This is a genomic window from Rhizobium ruizarguesonis (assembly GCF_017357285.1).
In the GTDB taxonomy this organism is placed as follows: Bacteria; Pseudomonadota; Alphaproteobacteria; order Rhizobiales; family Rhizobiaceae; genus Rhizobium; species Rhizobium ruizarguesonis.
In genome coordinates this window covers 3,468,129-3,491,019 of record NZ_CP071678.1, presented here as the reverse complement: position 1 = coordinate 3,491,019, position 22,891 = coordinate 3,468,129, and the positions used below count along the sequence as shown (strand labels likewise).

The window sequence follows — 22,891 nt, the reverse complement described above, 5'->3', positions numbered from 1 at the left end:
CATGCCTAATCCAGAGAGAATTGATTTGGTCAGACTGAGGCTCGGTCTGACCAAAATGGCGTTTGCCGAACGCCTAGGCGTTGATCGCAAAACAGTACAGAGAATGGAGCAAGGGGGCGAAATTAGTGAACAGCTAATGGATCGCCTGTGCGCGATCTCAGGATATAGCCGTTCGTTTTTCGAAAAGCCGGGCGTTGATTACCCGTCGCCTGACGGTGTGAGCTTTCGTTCATTGCGCTCTTTAACTGCGGGCCCGCGTGACGCGGCCTTGGCGGCCGGTGCGCTTGCTTTCGAAATTGATGACTGGATTCGACACCGCTTCGAGCTTCCCGAACATTCTATTCCCCAACTAAATAATCAAACTCCGGTGGCGGCCGCTGCGGCCGTTCGCGCCGCATGGGGAATTGGTGAAAAACCAATTGCCAACATGGTGAATCTGCTGGAAGCTCATGGGGTAAGAGTCTTCTCTCTCGTCGAGGAAACACGCCACCTCGACGCCTATTCATTTTGGAGAAATGAAAAGCCGTATGTCTTCCTAAATACGCTCAAGACCGCTGAGCACAGTCGGTTTGATGCCGCTCACGAGCTTGGTCACCTAGTTATGCATCGGCACACGGGTTCGAACCACAAAACTGCCGAAGATGAGGCAAACGCATTTGCGTCTGCTCTTCTAATTCCACCAAATGATCTGGTAGCTAAGCTCCCGCGAGCCCAGTCTTTGCGGCAGATCATCCAATGGAAAAAGCGATGGGGAGTTTCGGCGGCGGCGCTAAATTATGCACTTCGTAAAAACGAACTGATTTCCGAATGGCATTATCGCGGCAATTATATTCAACTAAACAAACTCGGCAGGGAAAACGAACCCGACGCAATGGAACGGGAAACATCTCAGGTCTGGAGAAAAATCCTTACGGCGCTTTGGTCTGAAGGAATATCAACGTCCCACATTGCGAGGGAACTTGCTATTCCTGAAAGGGAAATTTCGAATCTACTGTTTGGAATTGCTGCGACTATTGCCACTCCCAATACCTCTGGTGGCGCGCAAATGTTGTACCTTGTCAAGAGCTAACACAGCGAACGCCCTCGCATTCGATGACCGCAAAACATGACACCGGTAGTAAAACAATAAGGAATGAATTTTAAGCGGCGATGCTTCTTTCGACGCGTGCCGGATGACCTGCTTTGCGTACCACGTCAGCAATGTGGCTGGTAAGACCAATATCTCCCACGATAACTAATCCAGCTCCATCTTCAACCTGAAGCACTAGATCGCGAATGTCTTCCAATGGCAATACAGCTTCAATTCTTGTCCATTTATACGCATCCCCGGGCACAAGAACTCCAGTTATAGTTTCGGTGCCGCCACGATGCAATTGGACAACCCATGTTGTTAAGCCATCAAAAACCCACTCGAAACGCACAGGACCAAGCAACTCGTGCAGCTTATCAAATGTAAATCTCACCTCTTCAAAGACGTTGTCAGGGAGTTTCTGAGGTAAGTCGAGACCGAGCATGAAGCGGTCTCCCTCTCCCTCCGTGCCCTCAATAATTACGCTGTTGTCACCACCCGCAATAGCTGCACCCGAATAATTAGCCGGAACGGCTGCTTGACATAGCACAGAAGCAATAAACTCCCCGGAAGGATCTTCTTTTGCGAGGAGCTTAAAGGGATCGATCCAACCCTTTACCGTTGTAAAACGGCCAGGTTGAGGCTCTGTTGGAGCGGTTCTAACCCACACTTCGCCGCTGCGCGTTTCACTTCCGAATACGAAAGGTGCTAGTCGACGACTAATAACTGTCGTTCTCGGAACCCGAAGCCCCAATTTATGTGCGATGAGCAATCCAAATGCTTTGTCGCCAATATGCCGGCTAAACCGATTTGGCCAAGAACTCTTGGCTGTAGCTTCACCAACGACCCCAACCTCTCGTTCCCATATGAGAGTGTGAGTCTTCATCCAGCCTTGCGGGCGAGGATGTATACTGAACTCGATCCTCTCACCACGCACCGATTGAAGCTGGGGCCGGAACCCGTAAACAGTCTCCAGTACATCCATTCCCAATGTAAATGGCAGCGACGCTGTGCCTGGCTTCTCGACGCAACGGGGAGTGTCATCTGGAGCGAACTCAATGACGTCGCTCTGTACAACGCCCGATACACCACCATCCCCGACATCGATGGTCTCATTGACGATTAGGAATAGTCCAGATGCTGAAAGCCGTCGCATCTCGGCTAGAACGGTATCGACTCTCGTCAGGCCGTATACGAATTCCTTGCTACGAGGGTCGTCAGGCAAAAAGCTCCGAATATTTACGGATCCGTCAACGCTCGTTGTAAGGAGAACCTTGATGGCGTTTTCCAGTGTCGGGAACACGTAATTTGGCTCATAACCTGCAACCCGGCAAAAACGTTGCTTGAGTGAGCCTTCAGAAGCAGGTGCAAAGCTTACGAATTGCGCGACATTGCGATCGAGCGCGAGCTCATTGAGAGATTCGTCTTTATAAAAAGCCATGAAATCCTCCTCGCTCTCGTTGCCCATTCGGGCTTTTTAGACTCTTCTCCGGCAGCTTAAACGAAGTTTGCCAGATAGTGGTTATCAAGCTTCTAATATCCCCACCTTTCGCGAGAGGAATCTCCAAGCCTCTTATCCAAGACGATGCTGCGCAGCCAGGTTTGAGAGCGCCATCTCTATAGTTTGATAGAGAGGCTTAAGCCGCGGATGCTGTTGATCAGGAGCTAACCCGATACGAGCTGAGTCCAACAGTCTAAAAGCGGCTACGCTGGTTAGTTCAGTGCCGTCAATGTTCTCGGTTCTCATCCCGAGCGAGTTGGCAAAACTAAACTCCGTAACGCAACCGACACTATACTCCCAATCGGACATAAACATGACAATCCGCGCATGCTTCTTGATGCACTCCCTCCAAAGGTCGAGATATTCAGCCTGTCCCCAACCGGTAACATGCAGGCTCGCAGGCTCCAGAACTATTTCATTCAATCGAGTACGCAGGTCATTTGCAGCCTGAATTAGCGATTCAGAATTCTTGCGGATTAGCGCTTCGCGATGGGGTGTTTTACCGTGACGAAGCGACTCGACAAATGCGCGACCCGTCGTTATCGGGCCGCTAAGGTAGATTACTTTTTTCGGACCTAACGCACAGTCCCATGCCTGGAGAACGGCGGAATGCACCGCGTTTAGATTATCAACCGTCGGTTTTACCGCGTAGACCATTGAGCCTGACCTTCAAATCGGAATAGTCGTTGTCCAGAAGACCGAGTTCTGCTTCGGCTAGTTTCTCTAGTTCGAGACACCCGCCTGCGTCCTCGGCCAGCCTAAGCAAATCAGCGAACTCTTCCACAGGAAAGTCTGCGGCGTCGTTCTTTAGGCGCCTCAGGTAAGACTTGAAACTTGTCGCTTTCGCCGCGTCTTTGAGACTTTCGATAATTTGGCTAGGGTCGCCTTTTTCGGATCGAGCGGCATTCTTCAAGTCACCAAAACCAAACAATACGGAGGCCTTTTTTAACTCCGTCGAAAAAGCACCTTGCGCGAGGCCGAACTTCCCAAGTGTTAGTTCCCGTCGCTTGGAATCAGGTAGCGGCAGCAGATATCTTTTATCAATGCGGCCGGTCCGCTTAATCGCTGGATCAATTCGGTTGTCGTAGTTCGTCGCGACTATGAAGATGCAGCGCTCTGCAGCTCGCAAGTTGTTGAACTTGGGCAACATACCAGGTGTCAAAAACTGGAAGAGGCTATCCTGCTTCTTGTAGAATTCACTATCTCGGTCAAGGAGAAAACTATCGATCTCATCGAACAGAATTACCGCACGTCTTTGATGCGTTAGTGTCTGGAATATTGCCTTTGCGCGACTTTCGACATTCGCTCCGCCATCGCCAAGAAAATCACTCACGGTGACAGTTATTTGCCGCATGCCCAAATATTCGCAGAGCTTATCAGCCACGCTGGTCTTACCTGTTCCAGGAGGGCCATAAAGCATCATTGAAAAATTATTCGGCTTTTCATCTGCCCAGCCTTGAACGAAATCCTCTCCAATGCGGCGATAAACCTGGCTTTTCTGCTCCCCGCCAATTGAAGGATCCATTTCTTCTATGACTTCACTCCAATTGGAGTATTTCTTGGCACCTGCGAGAGAAGGCATGTATTTCCATTGCAGGCCGGACAAAATTAGAGTTGTATTCTGGATTTCCCGATCTAAAAGCTCGTGGTAATTGATCATAAATTCAACTACCAAGCTGGTATCCCATGGATGTACGACCTCAGGGGAGTTGATGTGCTCAGAGTGCCAGCCGAGGCAGTCTTCACCAGCAATCTGCAGACGTACTGCTCTCGCTTGGAGCCAGCTCCAGAAGCGCTTGAGCAATGGTGCGCCTTTGGATGTGTAGGTGTCGTGGAAGCGCCCACTATCCATGATCGCTATGGAGCGCATCAGCGAATTTGCTACTTCCACACTTAGCGGAAGAAAAATCTCGCCGGTTTTTGCAGCAAGAAATGGCTTGCTTGGCCGCCAGTGGGCGCTCGTGTTCTGCTTTTCTCCCAGCACTTCCAAAACGCGATAGAATAGCTTTTCATCGACAGCTTCGCGTGCGCAAAGAACAAGTCCCTCTAGACTGAAAACGAGTTCAGCCGCATCGAATCTGCTGTCGGGAATAGCGCTAAATGACAATTGCTCATGCAACATCACTTCGAAAAAATTTCGGAGAAGTGGAAGGCGTTTATTGAGATCATCCAGCTTGCCAAGAGCCGCAAAGCCTATCGCCGCTCGAACCGCGCGCATTGGCACAAATGCGTTACGATAGTAACGGGAACGTTCCCTTTCCAGAAGTTGGGTTTGGTGCTGGGACAGTGTATCGGATATCATACCATCCAATCGTGTACGTGCCGCATGAATCGAGGTCTCGATATTTTCGAGATTTTTTGCAATATCGGCCTTTTTGGACGCACCAAGATCTACCAGAACCCGATCCGGCTTCAGTGAAGCAAGAAGATCAACGATATGGCTAAGTGTAAGTGGATTTCCCTCCCCAAAGGTACTTGATGTCGGGACTATCTTACCTTCCTTAGCTTCCTTCTGCATGCTTTCGGACAACCTGAGAACATTCTTTAACAGTAAATCATCTATTGATTTATCGCTAATCAGGCGTGCGCGTGTTCCTGAGGTAGTTGAGCAGAATCCAGTCGCTCGTCCGATGGCAGTCAGCACCATAGCAGTAGTGCCGTGGGATACAGTTTGCGGAATGTCGACCGCTTCAGAGCTTTTGCACTCGTATGGCCACCCGTTGTTCGTATTCGACAGTCTTAGAAGCGATATCGCTTCCGAAATCGCTGCGGTTAGCGTCGACATGTCCTGGCAATGAACCAGATAGTCCGACTGCAGATACTCTTCCAACGGAACCATAATTTCTCCCAGCATTTCAATCGTTTGATCACTCGGCGTCGGCACGCTTAGCATGCCCAGACACTGCTGACTTATGATCGATAGTGTTTAATCATTCAATCCTTGATGGAGTTCGGATAGAAATTTCCCGCCGAAATTCTCCTGTCTACCGATCTACATATACCTTCTGATATCGTGAGAGAGGCAATGTTACGAAAAGTAAGGCAATGGTTCATATGCTTAGAACTGCCAGCTACCGAAACGGCTATGGAAGCATCTGATCCGGCTGACCATCTTTCGGCCTCTCAGCGCGCTACCACACGCGAACAGCATCATTGAAAAGCCAAGCACGGGCGTCAACCAAGCATCGGAGCCGCTGCTTGCATCGAACAAAATGAGCGAGACAGCTCCCATTGCTCCGAAGAAGACCATCCCGAAATCGTATTGCTTCGAAAGGCTCGTGAGCCGGGCCGAATGCTGGGCATAGCGCAATCGCCTCGCCAGTTTTCGCTTTTCGGATGCCAGTTGATCACGCTGGCGGCCGATCGTGTAAAAACCCTGTTCGATTTTCTGTTCAAAGCTCGACTTACTCATATCGCTGACCTCAGATATTTCTCTGCAATTTCCTCTGTGAATTCGCCGTGCTGTTCGGCGTAGTCGATCAGGAACCGGATGAGCTTCAAACGCTTATCCGGTTCCACCTGACAGTTTTCCCGCACGATGAAGGCATCAACTTGGTTGGTGACCTCGTGATACATATCGACCGTGTCTCGATTGTAGGAACTGCCTTCCCCGGTCATCATCCAGACTGGATTGACGTTGAACTTCGTGTAGAGCGCGCGCAGCACGCGAACGGGGATCTCTCGTTGGCCGCGTTCATAGGTATTGTAGCCGCCCTGGGAGACCTCAAGCGCTTCCGCAAAGGGGATCTGTTTCAATCCCGAGTTTTCCCGGATCATCGCCAAACGTTTGCCCATCTGAATGAGCAGCGTGTCTTGCATCGAATTATTATTTTTCTGATAATCGCGTTGCATTTTTGAGCTTGGTGTGATTCTTTCGGGTTCATATCATTCTATCATCAGTTGGAGGTGAATTTCCAATGCAGGCGCAACTCTTGTCACCCAAACAACTTGCAGACCGTTCCGGATGGCCGGTCGCACGTATACGCAATCTGATTGCGAAGCAGGAAATCCGGCATGTGCGGATCGGCGGAAGTCTGTTCCTGCCGGAAAGCGCGGTGGATGAGTATCTTGCGGCGAATATGATCGAGCCCAAGCAGAAGGCTTTGGCGCTTGCTGATAGCGCCTCCAGGGGGTGAGGAGCGGCACATGAAGCAGCAAGCTGAAGCGCTGGCCCCACGCCCCATTTACAAGGTCGCAGTCAGCCGCGTCCGTGCGGCGGAACTTCTCGACGTCTCGACGGGCACCTTTGACGACTGGGTTCGCCGTGGCCTTATGCCGAAAGGCGTGAAGATCGGCGCACTGCGCCGTTGGGATGCCGAGGAAATCCGCGCGTCCTGGTACGACATCAAAGAACAGGGCTTGAGCGGAGACGAAGACGATGGCGAAAACCCGTTTGATCACGCGGTTGGGTAGCCAGCGCGTCCCCTTCAAATATTGCTCGCGGGATATCGACCGGCACGGCAATGAGCGGTTCTATCTCCGCCTGCCAAACATGCCGAAATATCGCATGACGTCCGCCTACCTGGACGAGGCTGGCAGCGTCACCCAAGCGTTTACCGAGGAATATCATCGCGTTCTGGCTGGCGATCGTGGCGAGAAAACTGTCCCGGTTTCCCGCCTAGAGCCGGGTTCGGTTCGTTGGCTGGTCGAGACCTATTATCGGTCCAAGGCGTTTCAAAGCCAGTCTCCGGCCACGCAGAAAGACAAGAAGAGCGTTCTCAATCGCTATTGCGTCAATGTGGGCGAACTGCCGTTCAAGAAGATTCGCAAATCCGACATCGAGGCCAGCCAGATGAAGCGCAGCGGCACGCCCGGCGCTGCCGATAAGCTGGTCAAGTATTTGAAGGCGCTCTTCAATTGGGCTATCAGCGCCGAGTTGGCGACGTTCAATCCCGCGAACGGCGTGACCAAAATCCATAAGTCTCCCGGCTTCCACACCTGGAGCGAAGCGGAGTTGGCGCGCTATCGCGCAGCCTATCCGCTCGGCTCCACGGCCCGGCTTGCGATGGAACTGATGCTGAACCTCGGCGTCAGACGCTCGGACCTCGTCAAGCTCGGCTGGCGCAACCTGGTAGGAGACCGCATCGAATTCATGCCGGAGAAGGGTTCCGGCAAATATGCGCAGTCCCTCAGCCTGCCAGTCACGGACGAGCTTCGCTTGGCGTTGGACGCGATTACACATGATCAGCCGACCTTCCTTATCACCGAATACGGCAAGGCGTTCAGCGGCAACGGTTTCGGCAACAAGATGCGCCAGTGGTGCAACGACGCTGATTTGCCGGAATGCTCGTCGCACGGCCTCAGAAAGGCGTCCGCGACGATCCTCGCCGAGGCAGGTGCTACCGAACATCAGCTGATGGCGATCTTCGGCTGGTCTGATTCCAAGATGGCGCAGCACTATACGAAGGCCGCCCAATCCAAGCGCATCATTGATGCCGGTTTCGAGCGTCGGAAAACCTACGTGGCCCGCAAAAATGTCCCACTCTCATCGATCCGTAATTCCGGTGAGACAAATCGAGGAAAAAACGATGGAAAAACAACTTCCGAAGACAGAAATGGTGGGCCCGGAGGGACTCGAACCCCCAACCAAGCGGTTATGAGCCGCCGGCTCTAACCATTGAGCTACAGGCCCTTGGCGCCGTGTCCAGCGCTTGGGTGCCGGGGCAATGGTTCCCGCAGCACGGGTTCCGCTCTAACGCAAATCCTGAGGAGCCACAAGCGGTGAGCGCAAGCATCTGTGGACGATGCATATTTCGTGGGCAGCCACTGGAACCTTCTCGCGCGGGCTACACTTATCCAAGTCACATTCCGCATGAAGAGGGCGATCGCAGATGGTGGCTTCGAACAGTGCCGTGGTGCTCATCGTGGAGGACGAGCCGCTGATCCGGTTCAATATCCTCGATGTGCTGGAGGAGGTCGGCCATGTGGCGCTGGAGGCGGCGAATGCCGACGAGGCTCTGGTGGTGCTGAAGGGCAGGCAGGATGTCGATATCCTGTTCACCGACGTCAATATGGCCGGTTCGATGGACGGTCTCCAGCTTGCCAATCGGGTGAGGGCGATGCGGCCGAACATCGGCATCATCATCACCTCCGGCATGGTGCGGCTCGATCCGATGGCTCTGCCCGCCAATACCGCCTTCCTGCCGAAGCCCTATATGCACGACACGCTGATTTCGACCATCAATTCCCTGATGACGTAACAGCAATGCCCTGATGAGATGACAGGGGCGCGCAGCCGCAAAACGGGGACTGTTTTTGCGGCTGCGCGCGAGGCGCCGGGAGACATGCTCGTCTTCAGGCGGGGCGGAGGGGAACCACACCCTCAGCTGAAGCTGCTCTTCAGCGCCTCGTTCTCGTGATGGGCCTTCTTCTCGTAGATCGTGAACAGCGCCATCGAAAGGAGATAGGAGAGGAAGGGATCCCCTATCTGCGTGGCGATGTCGCGGGATGCGAGAACATGGCGCTCCAGCGCGCCGATATCCTTCTGTATTGCGGTCTGCGTGGCGGTTTCAGCGAGGCGGTTCATGCTGCCATCTCCAGGAATTGGGTCACGACCGATCGGGCCGGCACGTGCCTGACATAAAGGGGTAGGGTGAGGCCGAGGGCGGCGCGCATCTTGCGCAGCACCCGGTCCGATACTTCGAAGGCGCCGCAGCAGACGGGGTATTTGCCGTAGCCATCTGCACGGCCGAGTTCTTCCACTTCGGCGCCGGCGCGCTTGTAGACGCGCTTGAGGTAGGGCTCGTAGTTGGAAATCATCGTATGGATGCCGTGATCGAGCGCGCATTCGCAAAGCGCAAGCAGCATCATGGAGAAGGCGCGTCCGGCATCGACATTGGAGAAATCCTTGGCGATCGCCTCCTCGTCGATGCACATCCGCGTGCCTTCCCAGATGCCGGGAGCGATGAGATTGGCGGCATCGGGAAACGTCTCGCGGAAGACGTCGTAGAGAAGGGTCGGGCCCGTCGTCGGCATCAGGCGCATGCCGCCATAAAGGCGGGTGCGGCTGTCGTTGCACCAGACGAGATAGGCGGGGGCGAGCGAATCGTAGCTGTCGCGTTCGTAGGGGCCGATGACGGGAACGTCCCAGCCGAGCGTATCGGCGAAGACCTTCTTGCGCAGGCGAAACATCTGGTCGAGTACGGCAGCGTATTTCTGATACTCATGTGCCTGAATGATAACGAACATTTTGCCCTCCAGCGTTTTCAAGTTCGTGGAAAGCAGAATGGTTCAGGCGAGCCGGATCGGAAATTCCCTCAGATGGGCCCCCTCAGATGAGGGGGGCAGAGCATGTCGCGCAAAAGTGCGCAGCGGTTTTGCGAGAACGACATGCGCCAACAAAAGACCTAGAGCGCCGTGCGTCCTTTCGGACGCACGGCGCTCTAACACTTTGAACCTACGCATCGTGCTTTGCGAAAATCGATTCCGATTTTCGGGCCGATGCGCTAGGGATTGATGATGCGCAATTGCACGGCCCGCGAGGCGGCGGCCGAGATCGTGGCGCAGCCGAGCTTGAAGCGGGCGGTCTTCAGATAATCGCGCGTCGTGTGCTCTGATATGCCGAGGATGACCGAAATATCCTTGTAATCCTTGCCCAGCGCCGTCCAGTGCAGGCACTCGATCTCGCGCGGCGACAATGACGGCACCGGATCGTTCTCGCCGTGCAGTTCGTAGACGGCCTTGCGGTGGATCAGATGGGCGATCTCGATCCATTCGTTGCGGCAGCGGCGGACGAGTTCGGCCCATTCGTCAGCCGGTATGCGGGCATTCAACGACAAGAGGGCGCGACGCTGCGCCTTGTCGGCGACGGGAATGGAATAGCCATTGCCGCCGATTCCGTGCTTCTGGGCGTCGACCAGCATGGCATAGGCCTCCGGCGTCGGTTCGACCTCGCTCCAGTCGAAGGGCAACTGGCGTTCGAAGCCCTGCTTGACGATCGGGTCGACCTTTACATAGCTGTTCAGAAGGTAGCGGGAGACCCAGGAATCCGGGTAGGTGGTGCGCACGAAGGGCGAATCGATCTTGCTCGCGATCGTCTGGGCGAGATGGTAGGTGACGAAATCGAGGCCATATTCCGCCTGGAGAATGCGGATGGCGGCATCCACATTGGCCGCGGCCTTGATCTGTTCGAAAGCGGACTCGAACTTTTCGCTATAGGTATTTTCAATCATTTCCACTGCCCCAATTCCCTCAATCCTACCGCGAGCGCTGTCATAAATACAAGGCATCCCCACATATGCGGGGAATGACAATCCGGGTCCCATCTGCTAGCGCCTGTCATGAGGAGACCTCATATGGACAGCAAGAGACCATTCGAGATTGCCGAATGCCAACAGGCCGCCAAGGGCCTGAAATCCAGCTGGCAAGACATGGCAGGCTCCGAAGCGCTGATCCGCGCCCTCGTTGCTGAGCGCAACGGTGACACGTCGCTGGCGCTATTCTGGACCGAGGTTCACCGGGCGCTCTGCCAGGAAACCAACGCCTTCTGACGATCGGCCTTCCAGAACGGCTCAGCCTTTTTCTCCACAATTCAGGCAGGCACGCACGCGAGTCGGCAGGGACATCCCATCCGCTTTTCTCCAAAACTGCCGATGAACACGTCTTCATTCTTGTCGCGATTCGATCTGACGGCGAAAGCGTTGGACACTGCGTTCTGGATTTATGGTTAAGAAACCCGCATTATTTCATCGATTTGTGCCAAAACTGATTGACGGAGCGTTTGCGGCAGGAGCTATGGTGTTTGTGGAAACGGTTACATTCCGCCTTGCCTGTACGGCGCCGGCTGCAGAATGTTTCGGATGTCATCACTGATGTGTGGAATGGAATGACTGAAAAGCGCGTGCATCTGGTCTTCAAGACCCATCTCGATATCGGCTTTACCGACCATGCCGAGAAAGTCCGCCGGCAATATCATGAGCGCTTCATACCGCAGGCGATCGAGACGGGCAGGCATTTTCATGCCGAAAATCCCGACGAGCCGAAATTCATCTGGACGACCGGCGCCTGGCTGATCTGGGACCATCTGAATTCGCGCTCCGGTCCTGAGGTCGAGGCGCTGGAACAGGCGATCGAGCGCGGGCTGATCCGCTGGCACGGACTGCCGTTCACCACGCATACGGAGCTGATGTCGCCGGATCTCTTTCGGGCCGGGCTCTCTTATTCGCATGAGCTCGACCGGCGTTTCGGCAAGTCGACGATCGCGGCAAAGATGACCGATGTGCCCGGCCATACGCTCGGCATGGTGCCGCTGCTTTGCGAGGCGGGCATCCGCTTCCTTCATCTCGGCGTCAATACGGCCTCACCGCCGCCTGATGTGCCCGACATCTTCCGCTGGCGGGCGCCTGGCGGCGAGGAAGTGGTCGTCATGTACCAGCGCTCCTATGGCGAAACCTGTTTCCCCGATGGTTTGGAGGATGGCCTGAGCTTTGCCCATACCAACGACAATATCGGGCCGCAGAGCGTGCCGCAAACGGCCGAGGCCTATCGCGAATTACGCGCCCGTGAGCCGGATGCGATCATCCGCGCGGCGACGCTTGACGAGTACGGCGCCATCCTCTGGAGCGAGCGCGAGCGTTTCCCTGTCGTCGAGCTGGAACTCGGCGACAGCTGGATCCATGGCAGCGGCAGCGATCCGGTGAAGACGGCGCGGTTCCTCGCGCTGCAGCGGCTCTACGACCGTTTCGCGGCGGATGGTCTCGACGCGCGGCGTCTCGCCTTCGGGCGCGGACTGGCGATGGTGGCCGAGCATACCTGCGGCGTCGATATCAAATCCTATCTGCGCGACGACAAAGCGTGGTCACGGGCCGATTTCGAGGCCGCGCGCCGATCCGATTATCGCTTCGCCTACACCGAAGCCTCATGGGACGAGCAGCGGGCCTATCTCGATCAGGCGGTCTCGGAGCTCGACGAGACGGACCGGAAGGCGGCCCAGGCCGTGCTTGCCGAACTCGCCACGCCTGCCGTGATCGAGGGCGGTGGGCGGGAGCTCAGCCTGCAGGTCGGCGGCTGGTCGATCGCGCTCAACGGCGTGAGCGGCGATGTCGCCGAAATCACCTCGCCCTCTGGCAGGACGATCTCCGGACGTGACGGCTCGCTGATCGCCTATCGATACGAGAGCTATGATGCCGGCGACGTTATCAGACACATGGAGACCTACCTGACCCATCGCCAGGAATGGGCGGTCCTCGACCATGACAAGCCAGGGCTAGCTCGTTCTGGTGCGGCGCTTTCGAAGCTTTTTCTGCCGGCGCTGGAAGCGACTGATGAGGCGAGCATCCTTCTCTCAATGCCGGCCGAGGCCGTGCAGAAATATGGCGCGCCGCCGCATGTGATGCTGCATTTCACCGCCGAGGGCGATCGCCTCGATCTTAGCCTGACATTGCACGACAAGCCGGCCAACCGTATGCCGGAGGCAAGCTTCCTATCCTTCACGCCTGATGGTGCCGGGGACTGGAATTTCCGCAAGATGGGCCTCTGGCATCGATCCGGGAATATTGCGACGAGCGGCGGCGGACAATTGCAGGCGGTGACATCAGCACGCAACGATCTCGCTCTGGGTGCGCTGACGATCGAAACCTTCGATGCGCCGCTCGTTGCGCCGCAAAGCTCAGATTTCATGACGTTCTATAAGACACGGCCGGACTTCGGCTCTGGCATTCGCTTCAATCTGCACAACAATAAATGGGGAACCAATTTCCCGATGTGGTGGCAGGGAGATTTTCAGGCGCGCTTCCGGTTAAGGTTCGACTGAGTTGCTCTCAGGGATCAATCTGCTCGGCCCGGTGCGGATTGGCCGTCCGGGCCGATACAGGACTGGGTTCAGCCGACGCTTACCGATCGGCCGATCCAGCTCATGCTGGGCGCTTCGGGCTGTTGCGGCCTCGGGCGAAACTTCACCAGTACCTCGCGGCCGTCGGAAGAGGCCCTCGTGCGCTCCAGCGCATCGCGTTCGGCAACCGCCTGGCGCCAGTGTTCGTCGTCGCGGCCGTAAGGGCGGCCCTGTTCCTCCCAGATCGCGTAAGCTCTTTTGCTGATCCATTCGTGGCGTCTGTCGCTCATCTGTCTATTCCATTCGTCAAAAGTGTTATTCGGCAATTCTGTCCTGCAGAACAGGCGGCCGGCGTTTGGCTGCCATCAGCAGGTCGAGTTCGATCGAGGAGGGGCCGAAGCGGGTGAAAAGACTTTCGGCCTGATCGCTCAGGAGACCATATTTGGAGGCGAATTCATCAAGGCTATAGGGGCGGCCGCGCAGGATTCTGCTTCGGCGCTCCGGTTCACGGATTTGCGTCATTGGTGATAACCCCAGACTGTTTTGCGAATGTGAGAACAAAACAAATTACAGAGACAAAAGTTCCGTGAATTTTCAGGGTTTTTTCGTCTCGTCGTGCCATTCCGGAGCGATCTCAGGCGGGTGGCATAGATTTTTAAGACTGGTGGTCGCCGAGAAAATTTCGACTAAAAGACGCAAGAATATCAGGGCGTTATGGAATTCGCTTCCGCGGCGGCGGATAAATGGGCTTTACCCCGGCGCGTTACTCTATAGAATCAATAGTGTTATTCGGTTCGCAGGGGCAGCAAAACGCTCCGTTCCCCGCGTTGGCGCGACCGATACCGGAGGACTTTGGCTTCAACCCATCAAGAGGAGACAGACATGATGAATGCACTGCCGCCACTTCATGACGGCCATGCGCCGTTCAACCTCCAGCAGCTGTTTCGCGAAGCGCTCTATGCCTTCGAGGAATGGGACAGTGAATTGACCGAACCGATCGTGACCTACGAAGGACGGGTCATCCCCATCAGCTTCGTTTTCGAAGCCATGCGTGAATGCACCGACATCGTGCCGATGAACATCGTCGGCGCCGTCACCGAACGGCTGACCAAGCCGTGGGAGGGCGAAGGCCCGCTCGACCAGATGACTTTCTCGACGGCGGCGCGCGTCATGCGCGTGCTGGTGCGCAAGCGCCTTCTCGCCACGGGTGCCGTGGATCTCGTTGCCGTTTCGGCCCACGCGTCCGAAGACCAAAGCCGAGACTGACAGGATAAGGATCGCGGCCATGGCTGCGATCCTTTTCCGCTTCTTGGCGGAACCTCACCCATTCCCAACCGTTTAATTCGGCAGACACGGCCCGCCGCTACAGCGCCGCTGTGGCACTTTGAATTGCCGCATAATTTTATCCTTAAATCGATCCCGATCTAAGGAATTATGCAGTCGTGACGGGCGAGGAATAAGTACCATGCTAAAATCCATCGTTCATGAAATCATCGGCACACCTCGGCGTGAGCCTGACCTTCCGCAATCGCTCGAGCAGTTTCGCGACAGGAAGCGGGTGCTGATCATCTTCGCAGATGCGCAAGACGACCGCGCTCTCATTCAGGACGAATGGCTGCGCAAAGCGCATATGCGCCTCATCGAAGAAGACGTCGAAGTGTTCAGCATTGCCGGCGGCGGCGCGTTTGCGCTGTTCGACGATGACTGGGAACTCGATGCCGACGATATTCGCGAGCGGCTGCAGGGGCCGCCGTCCGGCGAGTTCGGGCTGATCCTGATCGGACGCGACGGAACCGTGAAGCTGCGCTCGAGCGAGCCAATGACCGCGGAGGATATCTTCGCGGCTTTCGAGATGTTGCCGAAGAAGACGCCTTGGTAGTGTTTCGAGATTCCGTTTGAAGCGGGGCGCGGTGAGGCATCATCCGCGCCCGCATCTTTTGCATGTTCAGAGCTCGAAAGCTTCCTTGAGGCCCAGGCTCTTGCGTTCGCGCAGGTCGAGATCGGCCTCGATATGGGCGATGTGGTGCAGCATCAGCTGGCAGGCGCGGTCGAGTTCGTTGGCTTCGATCGCCGAGATGATGTCACCGTGTTCGGAATGACCGCAGCTCGATGCGGTCGACTGCCCGTAGAGCGCAATCACCAGGGACGAGCGGGCGACGAGCTCTTCCATGAAGCGTTGCATGATCGAATTGCCTGATATGAGCGCCAGCGTCAGATGGAAATCGCCCGATGCCTTGATTTCAGCGCGCCGCGCCGTCTGGCCGCGTTCGCTCATCAGGCGACCTTCTTCCAGCAGAAGCTGTCTCAGATGCGCGATGTCATCGGGCGTGATCTGCGCCGCGGCCTCGCGTAATATGCCGGGTTCGACCAGGCGGCGGGCGGAGAAGATCTGGCGAGCCTCTTCGGGCGAGGGGTAGGCGACGAAGGCGCCGCGGTTCTTCTCGACGCTGACGAGGCCCTCATAGGAGAGCGCCTGCAGGGCGGCGCGCGCAAGCGTGCGGCTGACGTTGAAGAGATTGCCGACATCGCTTTCCGAAAGCTTGGTGCCGGGCGAGAGCCTGCGTTCGACGATCGCTTCGCGGATGGCATCGCGGATCTGTTGCGCGCCGGTATCGGCGGAGTCTTCGGCTTGCTGAGCCTTGGCGGCGGATTTCATGAAAATCGATTTCCTGATGACGACAAACCATATCCGTGTTCGCGGCAAAAGTTAAACAGAATTTGTGCCCGAAATGGCGGCAAAATTGTATACGATTTTCTGCACAAATTGCGCACGATAGCCTAAATCATGTGCAGATACCGTTGTGCCTATAATTTGCTCTCGCAAGTTCGGTAGCGATAAAATCTTTAATTCGCAATGGCTTGATGTGCGTGACGGAGTTTGGCACGGCAGATGCATCGTCTTTTCCGAACAGGGGAAGGCATGATGTCGAAAGCGGCAGAGATCGATATAGTATCCGTTTCGAAGGTCTATGGCGCGACGACGGCGGTCCATGCGATCAGCCTGAAGATTCCGGCCGGCTCCTATTGCTGTTTCCTCGGTCCGTCGGGCTGCGGCAAGACCTCGACGCTGCGCATGATTGCCGGCCACGAGAGCATTTCGTCGGGCGATATCCGGCTCGGCAATGTCGTCGTCACCGATTTTCCGCCGGCCAGCCGCGGCACGGCGATGATGTTCCAGTCCTACGCGCTCTTCCCGCATCTCGATTTGATCGACAACGTCGCCTTCAGCCTGAAGATGAAGGGCGTCGACAAGCAAGAGCGGCAGGCCAAGGCGCTCGAGATGCTGAAGCTGATGCAGATGGAGGCCTATGCCAACCGGCGTCCGGCCCAGCTTTCCGGCGGCCAGCAGCAGCGCGTGGCACTGGCGCGCGCGCTGATCACCGATCCGGAAGCGCTGCTGCTCGACGAGCCGCTGTCGGCGCTCGATCCGTTCCTGAAGATCCGCATGCGCGCCGAACTCAAGAAACTGCAGAAGTCGCTCGGCATCACCTTCGTACACGTCACCCATAGCCAGGAAGAGGCGATGGCGCTCGCCGACGTCATCGTCATCATGAATGACGGCCGGATCGAGCAGGCGGCGGCACCTCGCGAGGTCTTCGAGCGGCCGGCGACTGCCTTCGTCGCGCGGTTCATGGGCGACCACAATGTGCTGTCCGGCCGGGTGACGTCGAGCGAGAACGGCGTGCTCGTCATGACCGTGCCGGAAGGTCAGAGCTTTTCCGTGCGCGGGACGGGCAGGGAGGTCGGCGAGCCTGTCGATATCGGTATCCGCACCGACCGCGTGCGCCTGCAGGTGGCGACCGAATGGACGCTCGGCTTCGACGGTATCGTCTCCAACATCGAATATCGCGGCTCTTCCGTGAAGATCACCGTAATCGGCGCCGGCAGCGACGACTTCACCGTCATTGCCGACGACGGCGATTATTTCGCCCGGCCGGTCGCCGTTGGCGACACCGTCTCGCTCAGCTGGGCGCTCGAAGATGCCGTGCTTCTCGGCCGCACTTCCGCATGAACCATTACCATCAAGAACACTGAACCTTCCGTATCAAGAAAAGGGGAACTGACATGACGACTGAAACGACATCGACCAAAGCGGAAAAGGGGCTTTCCCGCCGCACGCTGCTGAAGACGGGTGCTGCCGCCGTAGGCGCCATCGCCGGCTCCGGCGCCATTACCGGCTTTCCCACAATCTGGGCGCAGACGAACATCACGCTTCGCCAGTTCGGCACCGGCGTTTCGAACATCAATGCCATCGCCGAGAAGTGCAAGGCCGATCTCGGCATCACGCTGGAGATGACGGCAACCGATTCCGACGCCGCCGCCCAGCGCGCCGTCACCCAGCCTGACAGCTACGATATTGCCGACATCGAATACTGGATCGCCAAGAAGGTGTTCCCGACCGGCGTGATGCAGCCGATGGACGTCAAGAAGCTGAAATATTACGACAAGATCGTGCCGCTGTTCATCAACGGCAAGCTAAAGCCGGAGAGCGTCATCGCCCAGGGTACGGCGCCGCATACGGTCGGCTTCGTCGAGGCGCAGGGTTCCAAGAAGTTCGCCAAGGAGCCGACACAGTGGATGACGATGGTTCCGACCATCTACAATGCCGACACGCTCGGCATCCGTCCTGATCTCACCGGCCGTCCGATCACCAGCTGGGCCGATATTCTCGATCCGGCCTTCAAGGGCAAGACCGCGATCCTCAACATCCCGTCGATCGGCATCATGGATGCGGCGATGATCATGGAAGCCTCCGGCAAGATCAAATATGCCGACAAGGGCAACATGACGAAGGAAGAAATCGACAAGACGATCGACTTCCTGATCAAGACCAAGGGCGACGGTCAGTTCCGTGCCTTCTGGAAGTCGTTCGACGAAAGCGTCAACCTGATGGCCTCGGGCGAAGTGGTCATCCAGTCGATGTGGTCGCCGGCCGTCGCCGCCGTCCGTTCGAAGGGCATTGCCTGCACCTTCCAGCCGCTCAAGGAAGGCTACCGTGCCTGGGGTGGCGGCCTCGGCCTTGCCTCGCACCTCAAGGGCGCGCAGCTCGATGCAGCCTATGAATATATCAACTGGTACACATCGGGCTGGGTCGGCGGCTACCTCAATCGCCAGGGCTATTATTCCGCCTGCATGGACACCGCCAAGGAATTCATGTCGGCCGACGAATGGGGCTACTGGATCGAAGGCAAGCCGGCGCAGGGCGATATCCTGTCTCCCGAGGGCAAGGTCATGGAGAAGGCCGGCGCTGTTCGCGACGGTGGCTCCTTCGAAGCCCGCATGGGTGCTGTCGCCTGCTGGAACTCCGTCATGGACGAGGACCGCTACATGGTCCGTCGCTGGAACGAGTTCATCGCTGCCTAAGGCCCGGTCGGCGGTTGCCGCTTTTCTCCTCCCCAACCCTCCCCACAAGGGGGAGGGAGTCCGGAGGTGGTGCGGTACAGAAACTCCCTCCCCCTTGTGGGGAGGGTTGGGGAGGGGTCTTCTCAGTCCTCCCTGCCCGAAAGCAAGGTTCGCGGTGGCCCAGGCGCTGCCGCGAATCTCTTCTCCTCGGCGGGGAGAAGGTGCCGGCAGGCGGATGAGGGGGCGGCGCACGAGCCTCTGTCATCACCCCTGACAATGAGACAACGGAGAACCGGATCATGGCGACCATCGCAGCGGAAACGGAGGAGGATGGCCAGGGCGCGCGCGGCGGGCGCGGACTGAGGCTTTCCCCATCGGCGATATCCTATCTCCAGGCGACGCCGCTGTTCGTCATTCTCGGCTTCTTCTTCCTGCTGCCGATCGCCATGATCGCGGTCGTCAGCTTCTGGGACTACGACTTTGCCGGTCTCTATCCCGATTTCCTGACGATGAACTACACCGATACGCTCGGTTCGTGGGTGACGTGGAAGACCTATCTCAACACGCTGAAATTCACAGCGATCGTCTGGTCGCTGACGCTCGTCATCGGATTCTGGGTCGCCTATTTCCTGGCCTTCCACATCCGCAAGACCTCGACGCAGATGATCCTCTTCCTCGTCTGCACCGTGCCATTCATGACGTCGAACATCATCCGCATGATCTCGTGGATCCCGGTGCTCGGGCGCAACGGCCTCGTCAATTCGACGCTGATCGAGATGGGCATCATTCCGCAGCCGATCGAATGGCTGCTCTATTCCGACTTCGCCGTCGTGCTCGCCATGGTACATCTCTATACGCTGTTCATGGTGACGCCGATCTTCAACACGTTGATGCGCATCGACCGGTCGCTGTTCGAGGCGGCGCGCGATGCCGGCGCCTCCGGCTGGCAGGTTTTATGGAATGTCGTCATCCCGCTCGCCAAGCCCGGCATGGCGATCGGCACGATCTTCGTCGTCACGCTCGTCATGGCTGATTTTTCGACGGTGCAGGTGATGTCCGGCGGCCAGAGCGCCTCGGTGGCGCTGATGATGAAGAATCAGATGTCGCTGCTGCAATATCCGGCCGCTGCCGCCAACGCCGTGGTGCTGCTCGCCGTCGTGCTGTTGATGGTCGCGGCCATCCTGCGCGTCGTCGACATCCGCAAGGAGCTTTGAGATGAACCACGAAAAACGCGGCCTTGAATTCTATCTGCTGGCGATCTTCTTCATCATCTTCGTGCTGTTCCTCTACGGCCCGCTTTCGGCAATCCTGATCCTCTCCTTCCAGGGGCCGGATGGCGGCCTGACCTTCCCGATGAACGGCGTTTCCACGCACTGGTTCTTCAACCTGTTCGAGAAGCAGGCGGTCGGCGATTTCGGCGCCTCCTTCCGCCGCTCCTTCACCCTCGGGCTGATGGTGATGGCGGTGACCGTCATCGTCTCGCTGCTTGCCGGCCTTGCCTTCCGGCGACGGTTTCGCGGTTCGACGGCGCTGTTCTATGCCACCGTCGCAAGCCTCGTCGTGCCGTCGATCATCATCTCGCTCGGCATCGGCGTCGTCTTCCAGGAGGGTGGCCTCAAGCCTGCCTGGTATTCGTCGGCCTTCGGCGCCCATCTGACCTGGACGCTGCCTTTCGGCGTGCTGATCATGTTTGCCGTCTTCAACCGCTTCTCGCCGGCCTATGAAGAGGCAGCGCGTGACCTTGGCGCCAACTCCTTGCAGACGTTCCGCCATGTCGTGCTGCCGATGATCGCGCCGAGCCTCGTCGGCGTCGGCCTGTTCGGCTTCACGCTTTCCTATGACGAATTCGCCCGCACGCTGATGACATCAGGCACCTACAATACGCTGCCGCTCGAAATCTACGGCATGACCACCAACGTCACGACGCCGGTGCTCTATGCGCTCGGCACGGTGACGACGCTGTTTTCCTTCACCATCATTCTCCTCGCACTCGGCATCATGACGATGCTCAGCCGGCGGCAGGCAAAGATAAACTGACATGCGCATCCTCATCGTCAATCCGAACACCACGGCCTCCATGACCGAGAAGGCTGCGACCGCCGCGCGTGCGGTCGCAGCATCCGGTACGGAGATCATCGCGGCCACCTCGCGCATGGGGCCGGTTTCCATCGAGGGACATTACGACGGCGCGCTGGCGATCCCCGGTCTGCTCTCCGAACTCAAGGAGCGGGAGCCGGCGGGCTATGACGCGGCCGTTATCGCCTGCTTCGACGATACCGGGCTCGAAGCGGCGCGAACCTTCGCCGATGTACCGATCCTCGGGCTTTGCGAATCCGCCGTGGTGACGGCGGGCTTCCTGGCGCAGCGCTTCACCGTGGTGACGACGCTAGAGCGGTCGCGGGTGCTGATCGACAATCTGGTGCGCCGCTATGGCATGGGCGACCGCGCCAAGGTGCGCGCCTCCGACATCCCGGTGCTGGAGCTGGAAGATCCGGCCTCGGGCGCGATCGGCAAGCTCAGGGCCGAGATCGAGCGGGCGCTTTTGGAAGACGGCGCCGAGGCGATCGTGCTCGGCTGCGCCGGCATGACCGATCTGGCGCGCGAGCTGCAGGAGATCTACGGCGTGCCTGTCGTCGATGGCGTCGCGGCCGCCGTCAAGCAGGCCGAAGCGCTGGTGTCGCTCGGACTTTCCACCAGCAAGCGCGGCTCCTACGCCTCGCCGCTGCCGAAGCCTTTTACCGGGGCGATGAGCGGTTTCTCGCCGGTCCTCAAGGTTGGCTGAACCGATGTCCGTCTCTTTCGATTTCAAGCAGCTCACCGAGCGCGAGCGCTACAAGCTGATGATCGGCACGATCATTCCGCGGCCGATCGCGCTGGTGACGACGGTCGACGAGAATGGCCGGGTCAACGCCGCACCCTTCAGCTTCTTCAACTGCCTTTCGGCCGATCCGCCGATCCTCGCGATCGGGGTCGAGAACAATGCCGACATGTCGTTCAAGGATACCGGCCATAATATCCGCATGACCGAGGTGTTCACGGTCAATATCGTCTCCTTCGCGATCGCCGAGGCGATGCATGTCTGCGGCGCCAAATATCCGCGCGGCGTCGACGAGCTGAGGGAAGCAGGCCTGACGGCGATGCCGGGCGAGAAGGTGGCTTCGCCCTTCATCGCTGAGGCGCCGGCCGCCTTCGAATGCAAGCGGCATGTGACGCTGGAACTCGGCCGCTCGCGGCAGATCGTCATGGGCGAGATCGTCTATGCACATTACCGCGACGGTGTCGTCGATCCGGAAAGGCTGCATGTCGATCCGGCCGCGGTCGATGCCATTGCGAGGCTCGGCGGCGATACCTGCGCCACCATCCGCGACCGTTTCGAGATGCTGACGCCGAAGCTCTGACATAGAGCATTTCCGTTTTCTTCGAGTCACGAAAATGCTCTATCTCTTCGTCTTCGCGCAATTCCGGACGCAAGACCGCTGCGCGCTTTTGCTGCAATTGCTCCAGGGATAGCCCCAAGTTTTTGCTTTACTTTTTCGGCTCCCGCAAGAATGGTCGGCTACGGATCATTGCGGCAGAGGAGCGCTTTACCCATGATAATCGAGGACGATCTCAGCCGGATCGCGGAGCAGGAGAAAGTCCTGAGCTTCGACGCTTTTGACCTGACGACGGCATGGCAGCTCGGCAAGCTCCTGCAGGAACTCGCCACTGAGCGCGGCCTCGGCATCGCGATCGATGTGACGCTGCATTCGATGCCGGTCTTCTATGCGGCACTCCCGGGTGTAACGCCCGACAACGTCAACTGGGTCCGCCGCAAGCGCAATATGGTGCTGCGCTATTTCCGTAGCAGCTATGCCTCCGGCCTGAAGCTGCAGAAGGATGGCAAGACGGTCGAGGATAACGGACTTTCCGGCGCCGATTATGCGCCGCATGGCGGCAGTTTCCCGATCAACGTCAAGGGCACCGGTTGCATCGGCGCCGTCACCGTCTCAGGACTGCCGCAGCGCGACGACCACAATCTTGCGGTCGAGGCGCTGGCGCTGATGCTCGCGAAGGATCTGGATACGCTCCGGCTCGCCCCGTCGCTTTGATGCGGTTTCTCCTGCCGCAATTTTGACAGAAAAAAGCCATGAAAACTGCAAATTCGCGTCGCCGTGCCGGTGACGCGGGCTTGTCCTGCGGCTAAGCTGCGGCATCGCACTCCTCATCTTTA

26 protein-coding genes, 1 tRNA gene and 1 pseudogene are annotated in these 22,891 nt (G+C 57.5%); 16 read left to right on the top strand and 12 right to left on the bottom strand.

Annotation, left to right across the window (positions count from 1 at the left end; translation table 11 throughout):
* Position 1 precedes the first annotated feature (1 nt).
* The gene (locus J3P73_RS17330) at positions 2-1,069 is read left to right on the top strand and encodes an XRE family transcriptional regulator (protein ID WP_207579669.1); all 1,068 of its coding nucleotides are present in this window, start codon (positions 2-4) and stop codon (positions 1,067-1,069) included.
* A gap of 70 nt (positions 1,070-1,139) precedes the next feature.
* On the opposite strand, the gene J3P73_RS17325 is transcribed toward J3P73_RS17330, so the two are convergent.
* The 5 genes from J3P73_RS17325 to J3P73_RS17305 all read right to left on the bottom strand — a co-directional run bounded on the left by J3P73_RS17325 (position 1,140) and on the right by J3P73_RS17305 (position 6,422).
* Positions 1,140-2,510 (bottom strand): hypothetical protein, encoded by a 1,371-nt coding sequence (locus J3P73_RS17325; protein WP_207579668.1) that lies wholly within the window; start codon positions 2,508-2,510, stop codon positions 1,140-1,142.
* A gap of 132 nt (positions 2,511-2,642) precedes the next feature.
* Positions 2,643-3,227, bottom strand: a complete 585-nt coding sequence (locus tag J3P73_RS17320) for a DUF4406 domain-containing protein (protein ID WP_207579667.1) — start codon at positions 3,225-3,227, stop codon at positions 2,643-2,645.
* Entirely contained in the window at positions 3,199-5,463 is a 2,265-nt protein-coding gene (locus tag J3P73_RS17315) for an ATP-binding protein (RefSeq protein WP_207579666.1), read from the bottom strand. The genes J3P73_RS17320 and J3P73_RS17315 overlap by 29 nt, the downstream gene beginning before the upstream one ends.
* A gap of 165 nt (positions 5,464-5,628) precedes the next feature.
* Positions 5,629-5,982: a hypothetical protein gene (locus J3P73_RS17310; RefSeq protein WP_207579665.1), complete on the bottom strand. Its 354-nt coding sequence runs from the start codon at positions 5,980-5,982 to the stop codon at positions 5,629-5,631.
* Positions 5,979-6,422: a helix-turn-helix domain-containing protein gene (locus J3P73_RS17305; protein ID WP_245002684.1), complete on the bottom strand. Its 444-nt coding sequence runs from the start codon at positions 6,420-6,422 to the stop codon at positions 5,979-5,981. Before J3P73_RS17305 ends, J3P73_RS17310 begins: the two co-directional genes overlap by 4 nt.
* 65 nt (positions 6,423-6,487) lie before the next feature.
* Here J3P73_RS17305 and J3P73_RS17300 point away from each other — a divergent pair, with 65 nt between their 5' ends.
* From J3P73_RS17300 to J3P73_RS38280, 3 genes and pseudogenes are all read left to right on the top strand, one after another.
* Complete coding sequence (locus J3P73_RS17300; protein WP_207579664.1) at positions 6,488-6,706, top strand: helix-turn-helix domain-containing protein; 219 nt, start codon at positions 6,488-6,490, stop codon at positions 6,704-6,706.
* A gap of 10 nt (positions 6,707-6,716) precedes the next feature.
* Complete coding sequence (locus tag J3P73_RS17295) at positions 6,717-6,983, top strand: helix-turn-helix transcriptional regulator (RefSeq protein WP_044458832.1); 267 nt, start codon at positions 6,717-6,719, stop codon at positions 6,981-6,983.
* Positions 6,949-7,926: pseudogene (locus tag J3P73_RS38280) on the top strand (site-specific integrase); the annotation flags it as partial. The gene J3P73_RS17295 and the pseudogene J3P73_RS38280, both read left to right, overlap by 35 nt.
* Positions 7,927-8,126: 200 nt before the next feature.
* Here J3P73_RS38280 and J3P73_RS17285 read toward each other — a convergent pair.
* Positions 8,127-8,202: transfer RNA gene (locus tag J3P73_RS17285), tRNA-Ile, on the bottom strand.
* A 199-nt stretch (positions 8,203-8,401) separates the two neighbouring features.
* Between J3P73_RS17285 and J3P73_RS17280 the strand changes: the two genes are divergently transcribed.
* A complete protein-coding gene (locus J3P73_RS17280) occupies positions 8,402-8,770 on the top strand; it encodes a response regulator (RefSeq protein ID WP_130692259.1) in 369 nt (122 codons plus the stop codon).
* Positions 8,771-8,892: 122 nt separating this feature from the next.
* On the opposite strand, the gene J3P73_RS17275 is transcribed toward J3P73_RS17280, so the two are convergent.
* The 3 genes from J3P73_RS17275 to J3P73_RS17265 all read right to left on the bottom strand — a co-directional run bounded on the left by J3P73_RS17275 (position 8,893) and on the right by J3P73_RS17265 (position 10,741).
* Entirely contained in the window at positions 8,893-9,096 is a 204-nt protein-coding gene (locus tag J3P73_RS17275; protein ID WP_003541563.1) for a hypothetical protein, read from the bottom strand.
* Entirely contained in the window at positions 9,093-9,758 is a 666-nt protein-coding gene (locus tag J3P73_RS17270) for an acyl-homoserine-lactone synthase (protein WP_003541559.1), read from the bottom strand. Before J3P73_RS17270 ends, J3P73_RS17275 begins: the two co-directional genes overlap by 4 nt.
* A gap of 257 nt (positions 9,759-10,015) precedes the next feature.
* Entirely contained in the window at positions 10,016-10,741 is a 726-nt protein-coding gene (locus J3P73_RS17265) for a LuxR family transcriptional regulator (RefSeq protein ID WP_018074074.1), read from the bottom strand.
* A 123-nt stretch (positions 10,742-10,864) separates the two neighbouring features.
* Here J3P73_RS17265 and J3P73_RS17260 point away from each other — a divergent pair, with 123 nt between their 5' ends.
* Complete coding sequence (locus J3P73_RS17260; protein WP_018074075.1) at positions 10,865-11,059, top strand: hypothetical protein; 195 nt, start codon at positions 10,865-10,867, stop codon at positions 11,057-11,059.
* 335 nt (positions 11,060-11,394) lie between these two features.
* The gene (locus J3P73_RS17255) at positions 11,395-13,320 is read left to right on the top strand and encodes a DUF5054 domain-containing protein (RefSeq protein ID WP_130692257.1); all 1,926 of its coding nucleotides are present in this window, start codon (positions 11,395-11,397) and stop codon (positions 13,318-13,320) included.
* A gap of 68 nt (positions 13,321-13,388) precedes the next feature.
* On the opposite strand, the gene J3P73_RS17250 is transcribed toward J3P73_RS17255, so the two are convergent.
* Positions 13,389-13,628 carry a DUF2934 domain-containing protein gene (locus J3P73_RS17250; protein WP_130689703.1) on the bottom strand — a complete coding sequence of 80 codons (240 nt, stop codon included), beginning with the start codon at positions 13,626-13,628 and terminating at the stop codon, positions 13,389-13,391.
* A gap of 25 nt (positions 13,629-13,653) precedes the next feature.
* On the bottom strand, positions 13,654-13,860 hold the full coding sequence (locus J3P73_RS17245; RefSeq protein WP_018074078.1) for a hypothetical protein: 207 nt from the start codon (positions 13,858-13,860) through the stop codon (positions 13,654-13,656).
* 360 nt (positions 13,861-14,220) lie between these two features.
* Between J3P73_RS17245 and J3P73_RS17240 the strand changes: the two genes are divergently transcribed.
* Together J3P73_RS17240 and J3P73_RS17235 are read left to right on the top strand one after the other, a co-directional pair.
* A complete protein-coding gene (locus J3P73_RS17240; RefSeq protein ID WP_026171050.1) occupies positions 14,221-14,604 on the top strand; it encodes a BRA0787 family protein in 384 nt (127 codons plus the stop codon).
* A gap of 199 nt (positions 14,605-14,803) precedes the next feature.
* Positions 14,804-15,217 carry a DUF4174 domain-containing protein gene (locus J3P73_RS17235; RefSeq protein ID WP_018074080.1) on the top strand — a complete coding sequence of 138 codons (414 nt, stop codon included), beginning with the start codon at positions 14,804-14,806 and terminating at the stop codon, positions 15,215-15,217.
* Positions 15,218-15,283: 66 nt separating this feature from the next.
* Here the strand turns inward: J3P73_RS17235 and J3P73_RS17230 are convergent, their stop codons facing one another.
* Positions 15,284-15,994 (bottom strand): GntR family transcriptional regulator, encoded by a 711-nt coding sequence (locus J3P73_RS17230; RefSeq protein WP_024320736.1) that lies wholly within the window; start codon positions 15,992-15,994, stop codon positions 15,284-15,286.
* 267 nt (positions 15,995-16,261) lie between these two features.
* Here J3P73_RS17230 and J3P73_RS17225 point away from each other — a divergent pair, with 267 nt between their 5' ends.
* From J3P73_RS17225 to J3P73_RS17195, 7 genes are all read left to right on the top strand, one after another.
* The gene (locus J3P73_RS17225) at positions 16,262-17,350 is read left to right on the top strand and encodes an ABC transporter ATP-binding protein (protein WP_024320737.1); all 1,089 of its coding nucleotides are present in this window, start codon (positions 16,262-16,264) and stop codon (positions 17,348-17,350) included.
* 53 nt (positions 17,351-17,403) lie between these two features.
* Positions 17,404-18,702 carry an ABC transporter substrate-binding protein gene (locus tag J3P73_RS17220; RefSeq protein ID WP_018074083.1) on the top strand — a complete coding sequence of 433 codons (1,299 nt, stop codon included), beginning with the start codon at positions 17,404-17,406 and terminating at the stop codon, positions 18,700-18,702.
* A gap of 278 nt (positions 18,703-18,980) precedes the next feature.
* Positions 18,981-19,895 carry an ABC transporter permease gene (locus tag J3P73_RS17215; RefSeq protein WP_018485015.1) on the top strand — a complete coding sequence of 305 codons (915 nt, stop codon included), beginning with the start codon at positions 18,981-18,983 and terminating at the stop codon, positions 19,893-19,895.
* A gap of 1 nt (position 19,896) precedes the next feature.
* Positions 19,897-20,718 carry an ABC transporter permease gene (locus tag J3P73_RS17210; RefSeq protein WP_130675465.1) on the top strand — a complete coding sequence of 274 codons (822 nt, stop codon included), beginning with the start codon at positions 19,897-19,899 and terminating at the stop codon, positions 20,716-20,718.
* 1 nt (position 20,719) lies between these two features.
* On the top strand, positions 20,720-21,463 hold the full coding sequence (locus J3P73_RS17205) for an aspartate/glutamate racemase family protein (RefSeq protein WP_130692255.1): 744 nt from the start codon (positions 20,720-20,722) through the stop codon (positions 21,461-21,463).
* A gap of 4 nt (positions 21,464-21,467) precedes the next feature.
* A complete protein-coding gene (locus J3P73_RS17200; protein ID WP_027689195.1) occupies positions 21,468-22,079 on the top strand; it encodes a flavin reductase family protein in 612 nt (203 codons plus the stop codon).
* 192 nt (positions 22,080-22,271) lie between these two features.
* Positions 22,272-22,769: a heme-degrading domain-containing protein gene (locus tag J3P73_RS17195; protein ID WP_130692253.1), complete on the top strand. Its 498-nt coding sequence runs from the start codon at positions 22,272-22,274 to the stop codon at positions 22,767-22,769.
* Positions 22,770-22,891 lie beyond the last annotated feature (122 nt).